At 54.9% G+C, this 20,508-nt stretch carries 12 protein-coding genes and 1 tRNA gene; 11 read left to right on the top strand and 2 right to left on the bottom strand.

Annotated features, from left to right (window positions below):
• Nucleotides 1-4 precede the first annotated feature (4 nt).
• The 6 genes from Q0746_RS01680 (at nt 5) to Q0746_RS01655 (ending at nt 6,432) form a co-directional block, all read left to right on the top strand.
• Nucleotides 5-2,431, top strand: a complete 2,427-nt coding sequence (locus Q0746_RS01680) for a DUF3772 domain-containing protein (RefSeq protein ID WP_298256562.1) — start codon at nt 5-7, stop codon at nt 2,429-2,431.
• Between the two features lie 171 nt (nt 2,432-2,602).
• Nucleotides 2,603-2,692: transfer RNA gene (locus tag Q0746_RS01675), tRNA-Ser, on the top strand.
• A 150-nt stretch (nt 2,693-2,842) separates the two neighbouring features.
• Nucleotides 2,843-4,042: a site-specific integrase gene (locus Q0746_RS01670; protein WP_298256560.1), complete on the top strand. Its 1,200-nt coding sequence runs from the start codon at nt 2,843-2,845 to the stop codon at nt 4,040-4,042.
• A gap of 82 nt (nt 4,043-4,124) precedes the next feature.
• Nucleotides 4,125-4,517 (top strand): transposase, encoded by a 393-nt coding sequence (locus tag Q0746_RS01665; protein ID WP_298256558.1) that lies wholly within the window; start codon nt 4,125-4,127, stop codon nt 4,515-4,517.
• The gene (gene tnpB, locus Q0746_RS01660) at nt 4,514-4,861 is read left to right on the top strand and encodes an IS66 family insertion sequence element accessory protein TnpB (protein ID WP_298256556.1); all 348 of its coding nucleotides are present in this window, start codon (nt 4,514-4,516) and stop codon (nt 4,859-4,861) included. The genes Q0746_RS01665 and tnpB overlap by 4 nt, the downstream gene beginning before the upstream one ends.
• Before the next feature lie 68 nt (nt 4,862-4,929).
• Nucleotides 4,930-6,432 (top strand): IS66 family transposase, encoded by a 1,503-nt coding sequence (locus Q0746_RS01655; RefSeq protein ID WP_298256554.1) that lies wholly within the window; start codon nt 4,930-4,932, stop codon nt 6,430-6,432.
• Here Q0746_RS01655 and Q0746_RS01650 read toward each other — a convergent pair.
• Both Q0746_RS01650 and Q0746_RS01645 read right to left on the bottom strand, forming a co-directional pair.
• Nucleotides 6,389-6,625: a hypothetical protein gene (locus tag Q0746_RS01650; RefSeq protein ID WP_298256551.1), complete on the bottom strand. Its 237-nt coding sequence runs from the start codon at nt 6,623-6,625 to the stop codon at nt 6,389-6,391. The genes Q0746_RS01655 and Q0746_RS01650 overlap by 44 nt on opposite strands.
• Before the next feature lie 155 nt (nt 6,626-6,780).
• On the bottom strand, nt 6,781-11,031 hold the full coding sequence (locus tag Q0746_RS01645) for a calcium-binding protein (protein ID WP_298256550.1): 4,251 nt from the start codon (nt 11,029-11,031) through the stop codon (nt 6,781-6,783).
• 1,233 nt (nt 11,032-12,264) lie between these two features.
• Between Q0746_RS01645 and Q0746_RS01640 the strand changes: the two genes are divergently transcribed.
• The 5 genes from Q0746_RS01640 (at nt 12,265) to Q0746_RS01620 (ending at nt 20,100) form a co-directional block, all read left to right on the top strand.
• On the top strand, nt 12,265-13,068 hold the full coding sequence (locus Q0746_RS01640) for a hypothetical protein (RefSeq protein ID WP_298256548.1): 804 nt from the start codon (nt 12,265-12,267) through the stop codon (nt 13,066-13,068).
• Between the two features lie 98 nt (nt 13,069-13,166).
• Nucleotides 13,167-13,376: a MerR family transcriptional regulator gene (locus Q0746_RS01635; protein WP_298256546.1), complete on the top strand. Its 210-nt coding sequence runs from the start codon at nt 13,167-13,169 to the stop codon at nt 13,374-13,376.
• A 480-nt stretch (nt 13,377-13,856) separates the two neighbouring features.
• Complete coding sequence (locus Q0746_RS01630) at nt 13,857-14,876, top strand: site-specific integrase (protein WP_298256544.1); 1,020 nt, start codon at nt 13,857-13,859, stop codon at nt 14,874-14,876.
• A 96-nt stretch (nt 14,877-14,972) separates the two neighbouring features.
• Nucleotides 14,973-18,416, top strand: coding sequence for a DNA methyltransferase (locus Q0746_RS01625; protein WP_298256542.1), 3,444 nt, complete (start codon nt 14,973-14,975; stop codon nt 18,414-18,416).
• 28 nt (nt 18,417-18,444) lie between these two features.
• Nucleotides 18,445-20,100, top strand: coding sequence for a DUF262 domain-containing protein (locus Q0746_RS01620; protein ID WP_298256540.1), 1,656 nt, complete (start codon nt 18,445-18,447; stop codon nt 20,098-20,100).
• Nucleotides 20,101-20,508 lie beyond the last annotated feature (408 nt).

The following is a 20,508-nucleotide window of genomic DNA, read 5'->3' as shown; positions in this document are numbered from 1 at the left end:
TGCCATGACCCTTTTACGCGCGTTTCTTGTTGCGCTGACGCTGTGCCTTGCCACCACGTCAGGGCAGGGGCCGGCTATGGCGCAGGCTGTTACGACCAGCTCGGGTGGCCCTGACTACGCGGCATGGGAACGCGACGCGGTGCGCAGCAATGAGGTGCTGGAGGCCAATCGCGCCTCGGTGGAAGGTCTGCAATCCCTGCGCGCGCAGCTGACATCATGGCGTGACCTGTTTTCGCAACGGCAAGGCACCAACAGCAAGCAGATATCGACGCTGCAAGATCAAATAACCGCGCTTGGCCCGCTGCCCGACGATGGCCAGCAAGAGGCAGAGGAAATTGCAACCCGCCGCAAAGAACTCAACACCGAGTTGGAGGCCGCAACGGCTCCTGTGCGCCGCGCTGAAGAAGCCCATGCCCGCGCGGATGGTCTTGTTTCGCGCTTGGACAGTATTCTGCGCGACCGTCAAACAAACCAAATTCTGGAGCTGAACCCGACACCTTTAAACCCCGCGCTTTGGCCCGAGGCGGCGATCTCTTTGGCTGGAATTACCGGTAAGATCACCTCCGAAGTGAACAGCAATCTTGCCTCCCCGCTACGATCCGAGACGCTAAAGGGAAGTTTGCCGCTGATTGCAGTTTTGGTCTTGGTCGGGATCGCCTTCGTTGTCCGAGGCAGTGCTTGGATAGAGCGCGCCACCGCGGCGTTGCGTGGCAGCAGGCATGCCAGCCGTGCGCGTGTTCGGGTGGGGGTGTTCCTGACGTCCTTGCTGGCGCTCTGTCTGCCGTTGATCGGCCTGTTGATGCTACGCCACGCCGTTGAACGCAGTGAGTTGACCGGCAGTGTCGGCAGCCTTGTGTTGGACATCGCAGTCGCCTTTGCAACGATTGCCTATATTGCGCGCTGGCTGGGCCGCCAAGTGGCCCCTCCGGCCTATCCGCCGCATCCGCTGCTTGTTCTGACGGACGGGCAGGGGCTGCAAATACGCCTGCTGATCAATGTTGCGGGATTGCTGCTGGCGGGGGATGTTGCTGTCTCGGGTTTGCTGGAAATGGACCTGATCTCGGAGACCACAGCTTCGGTTCTGGGGTTGCCGGTGATCGTATTGGCGGGGCTGTTTTTGTTCCGGATTGCGCAATTGATGATTGCCTCAGCTGCGATGGCGCAGGCTCGCGCGCTTGAGGACAGCGAGACGGCGGAGACGGGGCTTTCGGCCACGGATGCCTCCGCTGGGCTGATTTTGCGGTACTTGGGGCGGGCAGCGCGTATTGTCGCCGTGGTTGGCCCCATCCTTGCGGCAATCGGCTATACTTTTGCAGGGAATGCGCTGGTCTTCTCCAGCTATTTGACGCTGGCCCTTTTGGCGGGGGTCGCCATTTTGCAACGGCTGGTGCGCGATATCTACGCGATGGTCCGCGGGGAAGACGCTGGCACTACTGGGTTAATTCCGGTGTTGGTCGGTTTTGCGCTGGCGCTGTGTTCACTGCCGGTTCTGGCGCTGATCTGGGGGGCCCGTGTCACGGACCTTAGCGAAGCCTGGGCGATCATATCGGCAGGGGTGCCCTTGGGCGAAAGCCGCATCTCACCCGTGGATTTCTTGAAATTCGCCTTTGTGTTCGCGCTTGGATACGGGTTGACGCGGTTGCTGCAAGGGACGCTGAAAACCCAGATTTTGCCCCGTACCAAACTTGATACCGGCGGGCGAAATGCAATGGTCTCTGGGGCGGGCTATATCGGGATTTTCCTTGCCGCGGTGATTGCGATTACCAGTGCCGGCATCGATCTGTCCTCTTTGGCGATTGTGGCGGGGGCCTTGTCTGTTGGCATCGGCTTCGGGTTGCAGACAATCGTGTCCAACTTCGTGTCGGGCATAATTTTGCTGATCGAGCGCCCGATCTCGGAGGGGGACTGGATCGAGGTCGGCGGCACCATGGGGGTCGTGCGCGACATCTCGGTGCGTGCAACGCGGGTTGAAACATTCGACCGCCGTGACGTGATCGTTCCCAACGCCGACTTGATCTCTACATCTGTAACAAACTGGACCAAAGGCAATTTGGCGGGCCGGATTATTGTGCCAATCGGCGTGGCCTACGGCACGGATACCAAACGGGTCGAGGCGATATTGCGGGAAATTGCCGAAGCCGAACCATTGGTCATCCTCAACCCGCCGCCAGCTGTGCACTTCCGTGGCTTTGGGGCGGATTCGATGGACTTTGAAATTCGGGCCATTTTGCGCGACGTGAATTACTCATTGTCAGTGACAACCAATATCAACCATGAAATCGCCCGCCGATTTGCCGAGGAAGGCCTAGAGATACCCTTTGCCCAACGCGACGTCTGGCTGCGCAATCCAGAAGCCTTGGCCCCGCCTGCGGCTCCGAAAGCTGCCCCCAAAAAGGCGGCCCCCCGCAAGCCCGCAAAGAAGGACGTGTGAGCGGCCCATAACCTGCCCAAGATCGGGGCAGGTTGGGGCGAAAATACCGGCCGAGCACGCCCTATTCGTGCAGCGAACATACTGCCATGCCACCCTTCGGTTAAACTCTTGTCGAAAAGCGCTATTTGCCCCTTGCGCATCCCCCATGGTTTTGGCTACACCCTGCGCCACGGACAGGTGGCCGAGTGGTCGAAGGCGCACGCCTGGAAAGTGTGTAGGCGGGAGACCGTCTCCAGGGTTCGAATCCCTGTCTGTCCGCCACCACCCCATTTTGTTGAGTTTGTATTGGTCGCCTTGAGCGACCTTTTTTGTTTGTTTTTATGGCTGTAGTGGCAGTTGTTGTTTTCATTGAGTTTCTTTCGATGTCGCCTATATTCGTTCCTTGAGTGGTATGAATGGTGGTATTCTCAAATGGCTCTAACCGGTAAGCTAACAAAGAAGCTCGTTGAGAACCTTGGCGCGGGGCGTCATGGCGATGGCGGGGGGCTTTATCTGGTTGTTGATCCATCTGGCGCACGACGCTGGATTGTCCGTGTGGTCGTCAAAGGCCAAAAGAACAAGAAGGGCGCACCGCTACGCACTGACTTTGGGTTAGGTGGCGCTGATGTGGTCACGATCAACCAAGCCCGCGAGAGGGCGCTGGAATACCGGCGCATGGCTAAACAGGGTCTGAACCCACGTTTCAATGCCCAGCGCGATATTCCGACGTTTGAGGAGTTCGCCCAGCAAGTCCACATTGACCGGATGCCAGCTTGGAAAAACGCCAAGCATGGGCAGCAATGGATCAACACCTTGCGCGACTATGCTTTCCCCAAGATCGGGCGAATGCCCGTCGATAGCATTGACCAACCGGAGGTGCTGATGTGCCTTTCCCCAATCTGGACGGAAAAGCACGAAACCGCGCGGCGTTTGTCCCAACGTATCAAGACGGTTTTGGATGTGGCCAAGTCGAAAGGACTGCGATCTGGCGAAAACCCCGTCACGTCGATCAAGGACGGGAAGGTGTTACCCAAGATCACTGCCAAGCCGAAGCACCACAAGGCGATGCGGTGGCAAGACGTTCCAGCTTTCTATGCTGACTTGCAAAGCCGCAACGCGATGGCGGCTAAGGCGCTGATGTTCACTTGCTTGACTGGAAGCCGCACGGGCGAGGTCTTGGGGATGCGTTGGGAAGAATTGGACCTTGAGGCGCGTGTTTGGACCTGCCCAGAGGAGCGCATGAAAACTGGATCGGCGCACCGTGTCCCGCTGACTGACGAGATGTTGGCAATCATTGAGCCATTGAAGGTGATGAAGTCGGAAGTCGTGTTTGAAGGCCAGAAGCGCCACAAACCTCTATCCAATATGTCGATGCTGATGCTCTTGCGCCGAATGGCTGTTGTGGGCGTTACGGTCCACGGTTTCCGCTCGACGTTCCGAGATTGGGCGTCTGAGGCCGCAAACGCGCCCCGTGAGGTGGCCGAAATGAGTTTGGCACATAAAGTGGGGTCGGATGTTGAGCGGGCTTATGCGCGGTCTGATTTACTTGATAAGCGGAGGGTATTGATGGAAAGGTGGTCTGGCTATGTAAATGGGTGCACTGCAACTATTGTTTCGCTTCCCAAGGTGTAAGCGTTTGGTGAACCCGCTCTGCCGGAGTGTTTTGGGATGAACTAAGTGTCCACCATCGATAGTGGACACTTAGGGGCACTCCATGGGTACGGGAAAGAAGCGGTTTTGGTCAGATGACGAGAAGCGCGAGATTTGCGGTCAAACGCGCGTTGCGGATGCATCGGTGGCGCTGGTGGCACGCCGTTATGCGGTGAATGCCAACCTCATCCATAAATGGCTGCGTGATCCACGTTTTGCTGTGACGGCCGATGACGAAACTGTTCTTCCGGCGGTCGACGGTTTTTTGCATGTTGAGATTGATGACGCCGAAGTGGTTTCTGACACGATTGCCCCCGCTATCATGACGGGTGCTACTCAAACACCGCTGCGCGCCACCCGCGTTGACCTTACGCTGTCTGACGGACGACGGCTTTTGATCGAGGGGCCAACTGCATTGTGCGCTGTGGTCAGCTTGGTGGAGGGATTGACGGCATGATCCCTGTGCCAAGCAACACGCGGGTTTGGCTTGCGGCTGGCGTGACGGACATGCGGCGCGGATTTAATACACTGGCATCGCAGGCGTCATCGGTTCTGGCAGAAGACCCGTATTCTGGCCATCTGTTTGTGTTTCGTGGCCGTCGTGGTGATCTTCTGAAGATCATCTGGTGGGATAGCCAAGGCGCGTGTCTGTTCAGCAAACGGCTGGAGAAAGGCCGATTTGTGTGGCCTGCCGCCAAGGACGGCAAGATCAACGTAACGCCTGCGCAGTTATCGATGTTGCTGGAGGGCATCGACTGGCGCATGCCACAAAAGACATGGCGACCATTAAAGGTTGGATGAGCCCATAATTGTTGGGTCTTTTGCGCTTCAGGGATTCACGACGATGACCACAACAGGTATATGAACGCATGTCCAGCACGCCTGATATCATCCCCTCTGAACCCGCCGAACTGCGCGCATTTACCATTGGATTAATGGCGGAGTTGAAGAACCGCGACATGCTGATTGAGAAGCTGCGTCATCAGGTTGCGGGCCAAAATACCCACCGCTTTGGATCAAAGGCCGAGGGTATTGATCAGCTGCAATTGCGCCTTGAGGATGAAGAGGTGGCCGATGCTGCCGCTGCACCTGTCATGCCGCCAAAGCAAGCTGACGAGGAAACGAAGACCAAACCCAAGCGCAAACCACTTCCCGAGCATCTACCGCGTGTCGAACAGATGCTATCTGTTGGTGACGCCTGCACAGGCTGTGGCGGCGCATTGCGTGAACTGGGCCGCGATACGACAGAGGAACTGGAATATGTCCCGGGTCGTTTTGTCGTGAACCAGATCATCCGCCCCCGCATGGCCTGCAAAGGCTGCGAATGCATCAATCAAGCGCCAATGCCGTCGCGCCCAATCGAGAAAGGCATTCCCGGCCCAGGGTTCTTAGCTCATGTGCTGATCAGCAAATACATGGATCATCTGCCGCTATACCGCCAAGCGCAAATCTTTGCCCGTGAAGGTTTACACATGGATCGCTCCACCTTGGCCGGATGGGTCGGTAAGGCAGCTGCGCTCCTGCAGCCACTGGCCGAGGCCATCAAGCGTTATGTGCTATCCGGTCAGGCTATCTTCGCAGATGATACGCCCGTAAAGATGCTCGCTCCCGGGAACGGCAAGACAAAGGTAGCCCGTTTTTGGGCGTATGGACGAGATGAGTGCCCTTGGGGCAGCGATGCCCCGCCAGCTGCTTGGTATGAGTTCACGCCAGACCGCAAAGGCATCCGCCCCAGCCAGCACCTCAAGGACTATCAGGGTTGGATGCACGCTGATGGATATGCAGGTTTTGAAGAGCTGTATCGTTCGGGCCAGATTAAGGAAGTGGCCTGCATGGCGCACGTCAGGCGCAAGTTCGTGGATGTGTTCAAATCCCAAGAGTCGCATGTTGCAGAACAAGCCATCCGGCGCATCGCGCTGCTCTATGCTGTGGAGAAGGAGGCGCGTGGGTTGCTCCCAGATCAGCGCGTCGCACTACGGCAAGCAAAGTCAAAACCCATTCTTGATGATCTGGAACGTTGGCTGCAAGGCGAGCTGCCCAAGCTGTCAGGCAAAACGCCGCTGGCCAACGCCATCCGCTATGCACTGACCCGCATGAAGCGGCTGCGCGGATATTTGGACCATGGGTTTCTGGAGTTGGACAACAACACAGCAGAACGCTCAATGCGCGGCATCGCCATCGGTCGCAAAAACTACATGTTTGTCGGCTCTGAACGCGGCGGCAACTCCGCTGCCATCATCTATACCCTCATGGAAACCGCAAAGCTCAACAATGTGGATCCGCAGGCTTGGCTGACGGATGTCCTCACGCGTATTGCCGACCACAAGATCAACAGGATTGATGAACTGTTGCCGTGGAACTATAAGGGCTGAAGGGGCGCTTACGGCTCGACTCACCCGCCTCGTTTTCCAGCGCTAGCCACAGCGTATCGAGCGCCTGCCGAGACATGACAGCGGTGACCGGGAAGACGCCGGAGATGCCGGTTTCCTCGTTGCCGCCGATCACTAGGTCGCCATCGCGCAGGGTTTCGATGGCAACTTTGACGGTTGGGGTCAGCACATCCATCCCGGCTGGGAATGAGGCGCTACCCGCTAACGTGATTATAGCTTGGGCCAAAGGTGCAATTGCTCAAATCAAGTCAGCGCAACAGTCAAAACCATGCCTCATTTGCGGCTACAGATGTGGCACGGTCATATGATTTAGAATTAACAACTCTGAGATCAGAAAACAAAATTATCGGCTGAGAGACTAGATAGAGTAACGTTAGCAAGAGTGATAGTATTGCCAAGCCCATCGCTGATCTCCGTATCGGCACCTGACTGACTGGCGTGGTTTGCGAGCAGATCCGAGAAACTGCTGATTTGCACAATGGCAGACAAGTCGATTTGCTCACCAGCTGCATTGACTTCAAAATCTACGATCCGGTCCTGACCAAAGGTCACTTCGAAGATAAACGTATCGGCACCCGAACCGCCTTCCAATCGGTCATTGGCGCGCCCTCCGACGAGTTGGTCATCCCCATCACCACCGAAAAGGTGATCCCCTCTGTGTTGGTATGCGGCCTGTGGTGTACGATCTTGGCCTGAAATCAAGATATCGTTCCCGCTTCCGCCATTGAGATAGTCAATGTCTGCGGTAGACCAATCCTGCCCTCCGTGCAGAACGTCATTTCCCTCTTCACCATTCAATCGGTCGGTTCCATTAGAGCCTGTGATTTGATCATGTCCGGTACCACCATAAGCTGTATCCAGCCCGTATGCCTCTCCATCAATGATGCCCGTGTAAATAACGTCATTTCCAGCACCACCGCTGAGATGGTCGTTTCCCACTCCGCCCTCTAGGGTGTCGTTACCTGCGTCGCCGAATAGATAATCATTTCCGTCTCGACCATGTAAGTGGTCGTTGCCATGATGACCCCACAGGTCGTTATCGAACTGATCGCCACGAATATCGTCGCTATGGTTCGAACCGAACACTCGTTCGATACTGTCGAAAGTATCCCCGGCAGCGAAGCCGGTGTTGTTGGATGCAAATTGTAAATCAACCACGACGCTGGAGGATGCGTCACTATACTGCGCCCGATCGAAGCCCTCACCCCCGACGAGCCGGTCTGCTCCAGCCCCGCCGACCAAGTAATCGTTGCCGTCGCCACCGTGCAGGGTGTCATCTCCGTCCCGCCCCGATATCCAGTCGTTGCCAGCCCCGCCCCATATGATATTATTGCCAGCGTTGCCACGAAGACCATCGCTATACACCGAGCCGTAGAGGTTCTCGATGCTCGAATACGTATCTCCAGCTGCGAAGCCTGTATTTAGATGCGCATATTGCAAGTCCGCAATTACACTAGTTGTTGCATCGGTATACTGAGCACGATCAATTCCATCGCCACCGATGAGTTGATCAGCACCATCACCGCCGATTAGAGCATCATTGCCGGCACCGCCATCTAGACTGTCGATACCGGCATTCCCATGCAAAACGTCGGTCCCATCGCGGCCTTCTAGAACATCATTGCCGGCAAGCCCATGCAAGTGATCGGCTCCCGCACCACCGATGATTACATTATGAGCGCCATCTCCGATAAGAGTGTCATCAAATTCCGTACCAAATAAATTTTCGATACCGCTCAATGTGTCGACATCAACATCACTTGTGGCAATACCTGTTCGCAGATCGACATGGACAAACGCTACGAGAGCATCAAAGCTCGCAAAATCAACACCTGCACCACCGTTCAAGATGTCGGAGCCAGCCCCACCGAGAAGGAGATCGTTCCCGTTCCCACCGGCGATCTCATCATCACCTTCACCACCGGCCAGGTAATCGTCATCATCACCTCCATCAAGTGTGTCGTTTCCGCTTCCGCCATAAAGGGCATCCAAGCCAATACCGGCATTCAAGGTGTCATCACCCTCGCCGCCAGACAGTGTGTCGTTGCCTTGTTGACCATGAAGAGTGTCGTTGCCATCGCCACCATAGAGCGCGTCACGACCATACCCACCGTCCAGAGTATCGTCCCCTTCGCCGCCATACACAGTATCATCACCGTCACCCGCAAAGAGCTGATCGTCACCGGTTTGCCCCGAGATGAAATCAGACCCAACCTGGCCAGCAATCAAATCGTTGCCCGCCCCGCCATAGAGATAGTCCCCACCGGTTCCACCCGAGATGTGGTCGTTCCCGTCACCGCCATTAATCGCGTCGTCGCCGCTACCGCCGTCGATTGTGTCATTGCCAGCCCCACCCAGCAACGTGTCTGACCCGGCGTTGCCATAGAGAGTGTCGTGACCAGCCTCTCCGTTTACAAAGTCAGACCCAGCTCCACCGTGCAGCGTATCATTCCCGCCACCGGCACTAATGCTATCTGAGCCCGCATGGCCAAAGAGATAATCGGCCCCCTCCAGCAAAGAGACCAAGCGTTGCCCGTCATTAAAATCAATTGTCGTATAGGAGCTCACCCACACTTCGTGATTGGCAATCCGTTGAGCTCCGCTCGTCGCAGTATTGCCATTCACATAGTAGGCGTTGCCCTGAACAAACGCGTCCGAGTTGTCTTCTTGAGCGTTCGTCCCCGCAAGCGCATGTGCAGTCCAATTTCCCTCGAACACGATCCGCTCGACGTCCATGACTTCGAATGTGGCAGCACCATTGCTGACGTGATATTGCCCATTGGAGCGCTGGACGATGGACCAATCAGACCGTACGCCTGCAAGACGTAGTGTGTCGTACCCGCTCCCGCCCAAAACCTCAGATCGGTTTGACGTATCGCTGACAAAAAACAGGTCATTGCCGTCGCCGCCTGAAAGATGATTGTCGCCAGAGCGGTCGGTCAGATGATCATTGCCGTCGCCGCCGTAAAGACGGTCGTCTCCCTGACCACCATCGAGCGTATCATTGCCACCATCGCCCCTGAGGAAGTCATCATTGGCGTTGCCCTCTAGATCATCATCGCCGTCGCCACCAAAGATCGTATCATCATGGTCACCGCCAAAGAGGTCGTCATTGCCGTCACCACCCAAGATAAAGTCGCCACCGATGCTGCCATGAACGGTGTCATCTCCGGCGCCGCCGAGAAGTGTATCATCGCCACGAAGACCTGACAGAACATCGTTGCCGCCATCACCGGATAAAACGTCGTTGTCCTCTCCGCCTGTGAGCGTGTCGTTACCGTCGCCGCCGTAGGCAGAGACCGAATATTGCCCACCTGAAGCGGTAAGGGTGTCAGCCTGTTCACCACCATAGACTTGCTCGACAGACGACGTGACCAGGTTCAGGGTCAGTGCACCATCGCCGTTGAAAATGACCGTGTCGCTCCCGGTTCCGCCTTGAATAACCGTGTCATGTTGATCGACAAATAAGACGTCATTGCCGCCACCGCCAACCAACGCATCGGCTCCGGCGTCCCCGGACAGAAGATCGTCGAGCTGGCCGCCCGTGATGGTGTCATTCCCAGCACCGCCGGCAATCTGGACACCCAAAGTGTGCCCACTCGCATCAAGGACATTGTTGCGCCCGTCACCAGTTGCGCCGTTAAGCCACTCACTGACCAAATTAACGTCAGCGCTGCCTGTCCCACCTAGCTCGGCGTATCGCAGTGTCTCTCCGCTCTCGAATTCTATTTCATATCCTTGGTCGGTTTCTATGCGGCGGTAACCTTGCGTGTTGTAGGCAAGAGATACATCGCCAACGCCGCCCTCAACTAGTTCACCGTTTTGCACAAAGGACGCAAGCCCATGCAAAGTATTGCCGAAGACCGTGATGTCGTCATCGGTATCAGAGTAAGTCGTGCCATCATCGTAGGTCAGGTTGATCGAGGTGATGCCAAGGCTCGCCAAGGTCAGCAGCTCGCCGTCGTCCGTCACGCCGTTCTGGTTCACGTCCTGCCAGACATTGAACGACGACCAAAGGGCATCGCTGCTGTCGAGTACGCTATCACCGTTGCTGTCGAAGATCAGGTTGCCTTGTTCATCTGTTGCCTGAGCCAGAGCTTGCAGGTCCGTCGCACCCTCTGGCCCCCACAGTCCAAAGGCGATCTCGCGGGCTTGGTCGATTACGCCGTCGCCAGTACCAATCGAGCCGTCAGCCGCTAGGTCGATAACCAAGAAGCCGTCGTCGGCAGCAGCCCAGGAGGTTTGCTCGAGGTAGCCGTCTTCGTCCATGTCGAAGAAGATGTTCTCGCCAAAGGTGATCTCGACGCCGTCGCCGTCAAGGTCGAGAATAATTGGCCGCGCATTTGGGAAGGTAACCGTGATATCTCCTTCCCAGCTATTAAGCTGTTCAGCGCCAAAAGTTTCAGCGGGGCTATCGTTGCCGCCACCATTTGGGTCATTTGGATCGCCTACCGGTGAGCCATAGCCGTCCGGGTTAGGGTTCGTATCTCTTTCGAATGCGTTATCGATGGCTTCAAACTGAGCAAAGGTGCTCTCTATTTCATCTACGGATATTTCTGTTGTGTATTGTTCTCTAGACACCTCACCATCTGCTCCTCGCGTAACTTCAACGGTATGTAGAATCGCGAATCTTTCACCATTGATGGTTCTTTGACCAATCACACCATGGTATTGAGTTGACACTGAACCATCAGTGTTAAGTGAACGGACGCTAGTGTGCGCACTAGCTTGGACAGGAGAGCCATATGTACTATATATAGCTTCGAATAATAATGATGTGCCAAAGCCGGCCACAAAGGACAGGCCCGCTGTCCCAAAGGCTCCTGCGCCAGCTATTAGTCCCCCAACTGACCCAACTGCCCCTCCAACAACGTCACCAGAATGCTGTGCGAAATCTCGAGTTGAATAGTAACCATCTGATATTTGAGTGACATACCCGCCAACGACTGATCCTAATACTCCCGTAACTTCACCCAGAGTATAATGCACTGCTGTTGCGGCATGCCCTAAAGAATCGATAGAAAAACCTACGACTCCTGACACGGCTCCACCGACGGTTTCACCGACGCGGCTTTCATTATCCGAATTTGTCAGGACACTTTCAATCATGGTCAATTTCCGTTAATGTTTCTGTTTTTAAGGTGATGAACTGCAATCCATATTGGTACGCAAATTAAGTACACAATAGAGGGAAGTGCAAATAACGAATTCGCGGCGAATGATGGGAAAGCAACCCAAAATAACAAAATTAAAAACCAACAGGGAATAGCGATTTTCTTTTCCCTTTGATGCTTGTAGTTCGGGGAATTATTCAATTTAAAAATTCCTTTTGGTCAGAAAAATTCCGCATTTGAACTTCCTTTCGATCCTAATTGTCTACGGAGGCTGTGGGACCAGAACCACCAAATTCATTTGCGACGTTTTGACCTGCGCCCCTATTGCAACTCCGAAAACCCCTCATACTCAATGGGGTCCGTTTGTAGAGCTACGCGGCCTGTTTCAGTTTCATTGCGGGTGTGATGCCGCCGGTGGCCATGCTGGACCGGTCGTTGTTGTATGTCCAGAGCCATTTAGTGACCTGATTTTGGTTTCTTCTACTGTGGCTCGCCCATGGCGACCCAACCCGGCTTCGGGGGGATTTGGACAAGCCAAACGCCCCCTACGCTGTCACGCTTACCCCAAGGCTGCGAAATATACCGACTAAATGAATGCGATAAGGGGATGGGTTGGCCGACCTTATGCTAATCAGTGTAGGGTGGGGCGAAGTAGTTTCGATAGCTTGAAATGCGGAAAGGTAGTGACAGCGTCCCCCTTATGGAACAACCGTCAAAAGTTGATCAGGTACACGCGCTTTGCGAGGAGTTGTTTGGGGATAGGCCCCGCAACTTCCTGTCAGGGGGCAGTCCGTTCATTGATATTTCACGCCCGAATTTTCATGACAGCAAGTCCGAGTTTTTGCTGGAATTAAAGGCTGTGAAGGCGGTCATCGGTCACTGCGAAGGTATATTATTCCAATTGGTTGGTCAGGATCGCGACGCGCCGCCTCATGTTGAGATGATGGACAGACTTGAACCGGTTATCAACTTGTACGCTCTTCAAGGGAGCGGTTCAGCTCGGATAAATAGCCCGAATGACCTCGCAGTAAGAAACGTGGTAGATACCGGTTTCCATCATAGTTCTCTGCTAGTTATTATTCGCATGATAGAGGCCTATAGGCGTCGCTTGGCCGAACTAAAGCAGCAAGAGGCTGACTTTTGGAATGTTTCGAACCGTCCGCCAAATTACTACGCACGGACAATAGCCCTTCGGTTCGCGCGACTGTTCGCGCAGGAGCGGGGGATCAAGCCAACGATCGGAACTGTAAGCGACGGCAACCATCCCTCAACGGACTATGGTCGCGCGTTGGAGGACCTGTTTAGAATACTGGGTATAAAAGCAAATGTGCGCTCGGCTGGGGAGTGGGCAATACCGCAGTTGGTTGAGGCGGACTGGAACCCTCCATTGAATCACTTATCGGGTGGATTGTTAGGGATGGGGTTCGAGAAGGTTTCAACAGGAGCAACTATATCGCCGGTGGTTCATGAGTTGATGAAAACGGAGAAAAAGGTGCCGAAGTAAACGCCTTTTTCAATTGAACATTTGCTCTTTTGAGATTGTTTTCAGACGTTTCCTGTTCTGCCAGACAGCATCCAATCCAACACAGGAGGATTGGAAGTATGGAAAACTTATTCGAGCAAGACCGCATCTACGTTCTGGGCGATCCGGAATTGGACCTCATTGGCGACCGCGAAAAGCTTGCCCAATGGCGTCACAAAAATATGGGGCCAGCATTCTATCGCTTGGGCCGCAAGATCATCTATCGCGGCGCAGATCTAAATGCGTGGGCGGAGTCTAACAGGACTGATCCCAGCGCAGAGCGCGTATAATGGCAACGCGCTTCAAAACGCGGGGCATCAAGGCCAATCAGGCCTACTACGTCCATGAGTTGGCAGACGTGGCCTGCGTATCTGTGGCTACGGTGCGGAGTTGGCTGAAGGCTGGGATGGGTCGGGTCGATAGGAACCGCCCCACAATGGTTTTGGGTTTTCAAGCGCTCGAGTTTCTCAAGGCCCGTAGGAATAAAGCAAAGCAGCCGCTCAAGGTCGGAGAGTTCTATTGCTTTAGGTGCAAAGGTCCCCGAAAGCCGCTTGGCGCGATGACCGACTACTATGAGCCGTCGGCTACGGCGGGGGGCTGTTTAAAGGCGCTATGTGACGAGTGTGAGTGTCCTTGCAATCGAAATGTAAGCGCTAGTGATCTGCCCGCAATTCGCAAAGTTCTCGACGTGGCAATCAGGGGCATTCAGCGACCCTAAAGGAACCCCTCAATCCCCCCTTAAACCACAACTTCAGAAAGGCGACGAAGCCATGCGGAAATTCAATGCAGAGAACGAGCGGTTAAAACGTCGTTATGAGCAATATCTCAGGGAAGCCAAAGGGCAGGACGAGAAGTCCATCGACAAGGTTCGCGCCGCATTGGTGAAGTTCGAGGAATGCACCAAGTTCAAAGCATTCAAGGCGTTTCATATTGAACAAACACGGCAGTTCAAAGACGCATTGAGCCGTGCAAAGACCGTGCAGGGTAAACAATTGAGCCTCACAACCACCGATGCGACATTGCGCTTGGTGAAGGGGTTCTTTCATTGGCTGGCGGGGCAGCAGGGGTTCAAGAAGGTGTTGAGCTATTCTGATGTGGAGTATTTCAACAACAACCGGAATGACGCCCGCGCGGCACATGCCCAGCGCCCAGTCCAATACCCGTCGAAGGCCGCTGTTTATCACGCGTTTCAGGCAATGGCGGATCGTTCAGAGCTGGAGCGCCGCGACAAGGCGATGTTCGCATTTCTAGTTATCACTGGGGCGCGGGTTGGCGCTGTAGCCTCATTGCGCTTGAAGCACATCAATCTGGTGGACGGTTTCGTTTATCAAGATGGGCGCGAGGTGCGGACGAAAGGCGGCAAGACGATCACGACTTGGTTTTTCCCCATGCACCCTGACTACCTTGCGTGTTTCACGGATTGGGTGAACTACTTGCGCGAAAACAAGATGTTCGGGCAAGAAGATGCATTATTCCCAAAGCCTGAGATGCGGATCGAGAATGGGAAGTTCGTGTTTGATGGTCTATCACGGGATACCTATGCCAACGGGGCAAAGGTGAACGAGGTATTCAGCAACGCTTTTGCTCAGGTCCAGATGCACCCATATGGCGCGCACAGTATCCGCAAGACGTTGGGGCAAGAGCTGAGTGACCGGAACCTGCCCTTGGCAACACAAAAAGCGTGGTCGCAAAACTTGGGCCATGAAAACTTTGCCACGACGGTCTCTAGCTACTTGCCTGTATCTGGCCAGCAGCAGGGTGCATTGATTAAGGGGTTGGATGCAGGGTAGTGCAATAACCATAGGAAAAAGCAGTTGAGGGATTGAAAGTTTCGGACATTCAGGGGCAATCTCGGGCAAATGTTAAATTGATTTTAGGTTGATGCTTTGCAGGTAGATGAGTTTATTGATCGCTGGCTCGGGTCCGGTGGCAGCGAAATGGCAACGGCGCAATCGTTTGCAATTGAACTGACTGAATTGCTGGGTGTGCCGCGCCCGAACGTGTCTGACAAGGATGGCGACTTTCTCGATTACCGCTTCGAACGTCCGGTGACCGAAACTCACACGGGCCGAAAGAAAAACCGCCGTATCGACCTTTACAAAAAAGGGCACTTCATCCTTGAGGCAAAGCAGTTTGTGTCTCCAGATGCCAAGGACAAAAACACGCTGGAGCTGTTCCTTGAGAAGGACGCACCGAAGCAAACCGGTCATGGCAAGCGCGGCACGTCCAAATTCGACGACACGATGTTGAAAGCCCGCAACCAAGCTGACAATTATGCTCGTGCGGTCGCCAAGGAGGACGGCTGGCCGCCCTTCCTTATGGTTGTGGATGTGGGTCACGTCATCGAGCTGTATGCCGACTTCTCAGGGCAGGGTCAGGGCTACAACCAGTTTCCCGACGGTAACCGCTACCGGATCAAGCTCGAAGACCTACGCGAAGAGAAAACGCGCGATCTGCTGCGCACGATCTGGACGAACCCGCAAAGCCTTGATCCGTCGCTTCGGTCAGCACAAGTCACCCGTGAAATCGCCACCCACCTTGCGGAGCTGGGCAAGAGCTTCGAGGGGCAGGGACATGAAAGCGAAACCGTTGCGCGTTTCCTGATGCGTTGCCTGTTCTCGATGTTTGCCGAAGACGTGGACCTGATCCCGCGTAACAGTTTCTCAGACCTGCTCAGAAAGCTGCGTGGCCGCCCCGAACACGCGCAACCGTCCCTGCAAGGGCTGTGGCAAACGATGGACACGGGCGGCTTTTCCCAAGTGTTGATGCAGGACCTCAAGCGGTTCAATGGCGGGCTGTTCAAGGACTCCGAGGCGCTGCCTCTCGACAACGTGCAATTAAGCCTGCTTATCGAGGCGGCGGAGGCTGATTGGAAACAAGTTGAGCCTGCGATTTTCGGCACGCTGCTCGAACGCGCCTTGGACAAGCGCCAGCGCCACAAGCTGGGCGCGCACTATACCCCGCGCGCCTATGTGGAGCGCTTGGTGACCCCCACCATCATGGAACCTTTGCGCGAGGATTGGCGCGACGTGCAGACCGCCGTGCAACGCCTGTCGGAGGATGGCAAGGACGAGGCCGCGCGCAAGCTGGTCCGCGACTTCCACGCAAAGCTGTGCGAAATTCGCGTGCTGGACCCGGCCTGCGGGTCGGGCAACTTCCTCTATGTGGCGCTTGAGATGATGAAGCGGCTGGAGGGCGAGGTGACTTCCCTGCTCGAAGAGCTGGGCGAGACGCAGACCAGCTTTATCACCGTGGACCCGCACCAGTTCTTAGGCATCGAGCTGAACCCTTGGGCCGCCAATGTGGCGGAGCTGGTGTTGTGGATCGGCTACCTGCAATGGCACTTCCGCACCCACGGGTTGGCCGCGCCAAGCGAGCCGGTGCTGCGCGATTTCAAGAATGTTCGCAACGGCGATGCGGTGCTGGAATGGTCGGGTCGCACGGCGCGTCTGGACGCGGACGGCGCGCCGGTGACCCGTTGGGACGGGGTGACGACCATCCGCCACAACGTCACGGGGGAGGAGGTGCCGGACCCCGCCGCGCGGATTGCGGTCTATGACTACGCGGGAGCGAAGCCGACGAAATGGCCGGAGGCGGAGTTCATCGTGGGCAACCCACCGTTTATCGGCGCGTCACGGCTGCGGGACTCTTTGGGCGATGGCTATGTGGAAGCGCTGTGGAGCGCCTATCCCAAGATGCCGCAAAGTGCTGATCTGGTAATGTTCTGGTGGGAAAAGGCGGCGCTGGCGGCGCGGGCGTGGAATGCCAAGGCGGGCAAGGGCACGCGGCGGTTCGGGTTGATCACGACGAACTCGCTGCGCCAGACGTTCAACCGCCGCGTGCTGGAACCGCATTTGAATGATGCGAAGAAGCCGCTGTCGCTGCTGTTTGTGATACCGGATCACCCTTGGGTAGATAGTGGTAAGGGGGATGCCGATGTGCGCATTGGTATGACCGTAGGTGCTGTCGGGAACCGGATAGGACGTCTTGCGATACTAGCGTCAGAGCAAAAAGAGAAAAACGAGGCAGATGGAAGGAAGGTCACATTTGACCATCATCGCGGAAAAATTTTTCCAAATCTTCGTATCGGTGCTGACCTACTTAGCGCCAAGCCTCTCATGGCAAATAGTCGATTAAGTGCCCGTGGCTCGTTTTTAGTTGGGAAAGGTTTTCTCGGAACCGAGGCGGAGCTAAAGGAACTTGCAAGTGGAACAAGCGCGATTGCCGAAAAGGTGGTTCGTCCATTCCTGGGTGGCTATGATTTGAGCCAGAAGCACCGCCAAAGATGGGTCATCGACTTCTGGGACCTTTCGGAAAAGGTGAGTCGCGCTACATACCCTAAGTTATTCCAGCACGTTTTAGACACGGTGAAGCCGGTCCGAGACGAAAATCCAATGGATTGGCGGCGAGAGAATTGGTGGGTTTTTGGCGATCCTTCTCGCAGCTACCGCGCGGCGACTGAAGGATTGGATATGTGCATTGTTACTTCTAGAACTGCAAAATTCCGCTGTTTTCAGCTTTGGTCGACAACTGATCTTTGCGAAAGCGAGGTTGTAATTGTAGGTCTCGATAAGCCTTGGGCTTTGAGTGTCTTGTCGTCAAAAATTCATGAAGTTTGGTCGCTGTCCGTTTGTGGTTGGATGGGTATTGGCAATGATCCTAGGTACAACAATTCGAAGATATTTGACCCATTCCCCTTCCCAGACCTCACCGAGCCGCAATGCAGCCACCTGCGCCAGCTTGGGGAAGACCTCGACGCGCATCGCAAGCGCCAGCAGGCGGCGCATCCGAAGCTGACGCTGACGCAAATGTATAACGTCCTCGAGAAGCTGCGCGCGGGGGAGGTGATCGAAGGCAAGGACAAAGACATCTACGACCAAGGCCTCATCGGCATCCTGCGCGACCTGCATGACCAGATCGACGCCGCCGTGGCCGACGCTTACGGCTGGCCTGCGGACCTGAGTGACGAAGGCATCCTTCTGCACCTTGTTGCCCTCAACAAGGAACGGGCCGAGGAAGAGGCGCGCGGCCACATCCGCTGGCTGCGCCCCGACTACCAAAACCCCACTGGCCAGCAGGTCGCCAAGGACAAAACTGCCGATATGGAGCTTGGCGTTGTGGCCAAGATCGAAAAAGCCCCATGGCCCAAAACCCTACCGGAACAAATCGCCGCCGTGCGCGAAGCCCTCACCGAGATGGGCGAGGCCACCCCCGAACAAATCGCCCGCCGCTTTGTCCGTGGCAGGGCGGTGACTGTAGAGCCGTTGATGGACAGCCTCGCTGCATTAGGGCAGGCCGAGAAGGGTGATAATGGCAGATACGCCGCGTAACAGACCTATTGGAAGAAGTGATAGTTAAATGGAAGCACGTTCAAAGTCCGTAGAAGATTGGTTTGCAATGATCCGAGGTGCGCAAGTCACCTTGCCACGGTTTCAGCGGTTTGAAGCATGGCACTCAAATCAGATTGAAGGTGTTTTAGAAAACATCTTGCGCACTCCTTCTTTACCTGTGGGCGCTTTGTTGGTGTTGGAAGTTGGCGAAGAAGAGCTGTTTCATTCCCGCCCGCTGTCTGGCGCACCTGAGCCAAAGGCACTGCCACAGCTCAACCTATTGGACGGTCAACAACGTATGACCGCGCTATGGAAGTCGTTAAATGACCTGTATGAAGATTTGCTGATCTTCGTGTCTTTGGACAATGAGGATGTTCCCGACGTGCAAATTGTCAAGAGGTACACGTCGAAAGCGGGTAATCCGATGCCAGCTTGGGCACATGATCCTGTCGCGACCTTCGAGCGTAAAGTATTCCCGATCTCTATCCTATGTCCGGGCAGTGACGGTGAAAGACACATGGACGAATGGTGCGACAAGGCTGGTACCAACAAGGCTGCGGACCGCGCTATCAACAAGCTCAGGCATCGAATGGCGGGATATATGATTCCGTTCTTATCGCTACCTGTCTCGACGAGCCAAGAAACAGCACTAGACGTGTTTATCAACATGAACACGTCGGCGTCACCGTTGAAAGACTTCGACATTGTTGTCGCTCAATTGGAGCGTACGGCGCGCGGCTCGCTCCATGACATGATTGATGATTTGCATGAGAGAGTTCCTGCGGCAAAAGAATTTGGTAAAATCGAGGATACGGTCCTTGCAGTTGGTGCACTCTTAAACGGTGAACCTCCGTTGAAGAGAACTTATCTTGATAAGGGTTTTGGCAGTAAATTAGCGGCTGTCTGGGATGATGTTGTCATCGGCATTCAAAGGTCGGTTGAGTTCCTCCGTGATGAGGGGATTCTAAACGAAAAGCTGCTGCCGACTGAAGTTATCGTATACCTTTCGGCTGCGCTCTGGGCCGAAGTTCCAGAAGACGGTACAGACCAAGAAGGTTGGGCTCGCTCAACCATCAGAAAAGCTATCTGGCGTGCTAGCTTCACGGATAGGTACCTTAAAACCGCTAGTACTCGAGCCTTCTCCGACTACAAGAAGCTTCGAAAGCTAGTCGCCAATCCAAAATATTCAAAGCTTCCAGAACTCTTTGATGAAGAGTTAAATCCCCTTCCTAATGTGACCGAACTTGTTCGCGGTGGTTGGCCTAGCCGCAAAGACCGGCTTGGCCGCGCCATCGTTGTCGTTTCTCTGTCCGCAGGTGGGTATGACTTCGCTGACGAGAAGAAAGCGACTGCAAAGAACGTTCCAAAGCGCGAGTATCACCACGTCTATCCAAAAGCGCTTTTGGTTAATCAGTTTTCTGATCAAATGGTAAACTCAGCGTTAAACTGTGCTTTAATTTCGTGGGCTACGAACCGGAAAATCGGTGCAAAAACTCCAAAGGACTACATTCAGGCGCGTGCTAAAGATGCAAAAGCAACAGAGTCACAGGTTCGCAGCCGCCTAGAAAGTCATCTCATCCCATATGACGAGCTCGTTTCCGGCGACTATAAAACCTTTCTGGATGCGAGAGCTGAGTTAGTTCACGCAAAAATGGTGAGGCTTGTTAGTGGACAGGTGGGTTAGCTACCGAGTGTCCGCCGCCAAAATTTTTCGGGCTGACCGGTAGGGGAGCTGCTGGGCGAGTAAATCGTTTTTGCAGCGCAAGGTGGTATATTCTGTGGTATTAATTTTAGGAATCCATTTTTAATTAATGTTTTATAGTAGCTTGGGGGCTTCGTGTGGCGGACTGTCTGTCCGCCATTATCTTCTTTGACTTGAGATCCGTTCTTCGCCTTGGCTGCCAAGGTGGTTACTAGTCTTGGGCCTTTGGTGCTCAGCTGTGCATGCCCAGAACGGGGGGTGAGAGGATTTCATCCTCCAGTGGTGCTCGTTCGACCGTGTCCCATAAAGCTGTGCCTTAACAGCCGTGGCTTAGATCACATCTACCGGGGCCTGTTTTGCGGATTGATATGTTGAATTCTACCGAAAATT

Origin of the sequence: uncultured Litoreibacter sp. (assembly GCF_947487515.1) — a bacterium.
In the GTDB taxonomy this organism is placed as follows: domain Bacteria; phylum Pseudomonadota; class Alphaproteobacteria; order Rhodobacterales; family Rhodobacteraceae; genus Litoreibacter.
The sequence above is the reverse complement of the archived record's forward strand: the minus strand, read 5'-3'. Positions and strand labels throughout refer to the sequence as shown.

Bases quoted from the DNA above. Each gene is read 5' to 3' on its own strand.
- Q0746_RS01680 (WP_298256562.1), top strand. From the start codon at position 5: ATGACCCTTTTACGCGCGTTTCTTGTTGCGCTGACGCTGTGCCTTGCC.
- Q0746_RS01670 (WP_298256560.1), top strand. From the start codon at position 2,843: ATGGCTCTAACCGGTAAGCTAACAAAGAAGCTCGTTGAGAACCTTGGC.
- Q0746_RS01665 (WP_298256558.1), top strand. From the start codon at position 4,125: ATGGGTACGGGAAAGAAGCGGTTTTGGTCAGATGACGAGAAGCGCGAG.
- tnpB (WP_298256556.1), top strand. From the start codon at position 4,514: ATGATCCCTGTGCCAAGCAACACGCGGGTTTGGCTTGCGGCTGGCGTG.
- Q0746_RS01655 (WP_298256554.1), top strand. From the start codon at position 4,930: ATGTCCAGCACGCCTGATATCATCCCCTCTGAACCCGCCGAACTGCGC.
- Q0746_RS01650 (WP_298256551.1), bottom strand. From the start codon at position 6,625: ATGGATGTGCTGACCCCAACCGTCAAAGTTGCCATCGAAACCCTGCGC.
- Q0746_RS01640 (WP_298256548.1), top strand. From the start codon at position 12,265: ATGGAACAACCGTCAAAAGTTGATCAGGTACACGCGCTTTGCGAGGAG.
- Q0746_RS01635 (WP_298256546.1), top strand. From the start codon at position 13,167: ATGGAAAACTTATTCGAGCAAGACCGCATCTACGTTCTGGGCGATCCG.
- Q0746_RS01630 (WP_298256544.1), top strand. From the start codon at position 13,857: ATGCGGAAATTCAATGCAGAGAACGAGCGGTTAAAACGTCGTTATGAG.
- Q0746_RS01620 (WP_298256540.1), top strand. From the start codon at position 18,445: ATGGAAGCACGTTCAAAGTCCGTAGAAGATTGGTTTGCAATGATCCGA.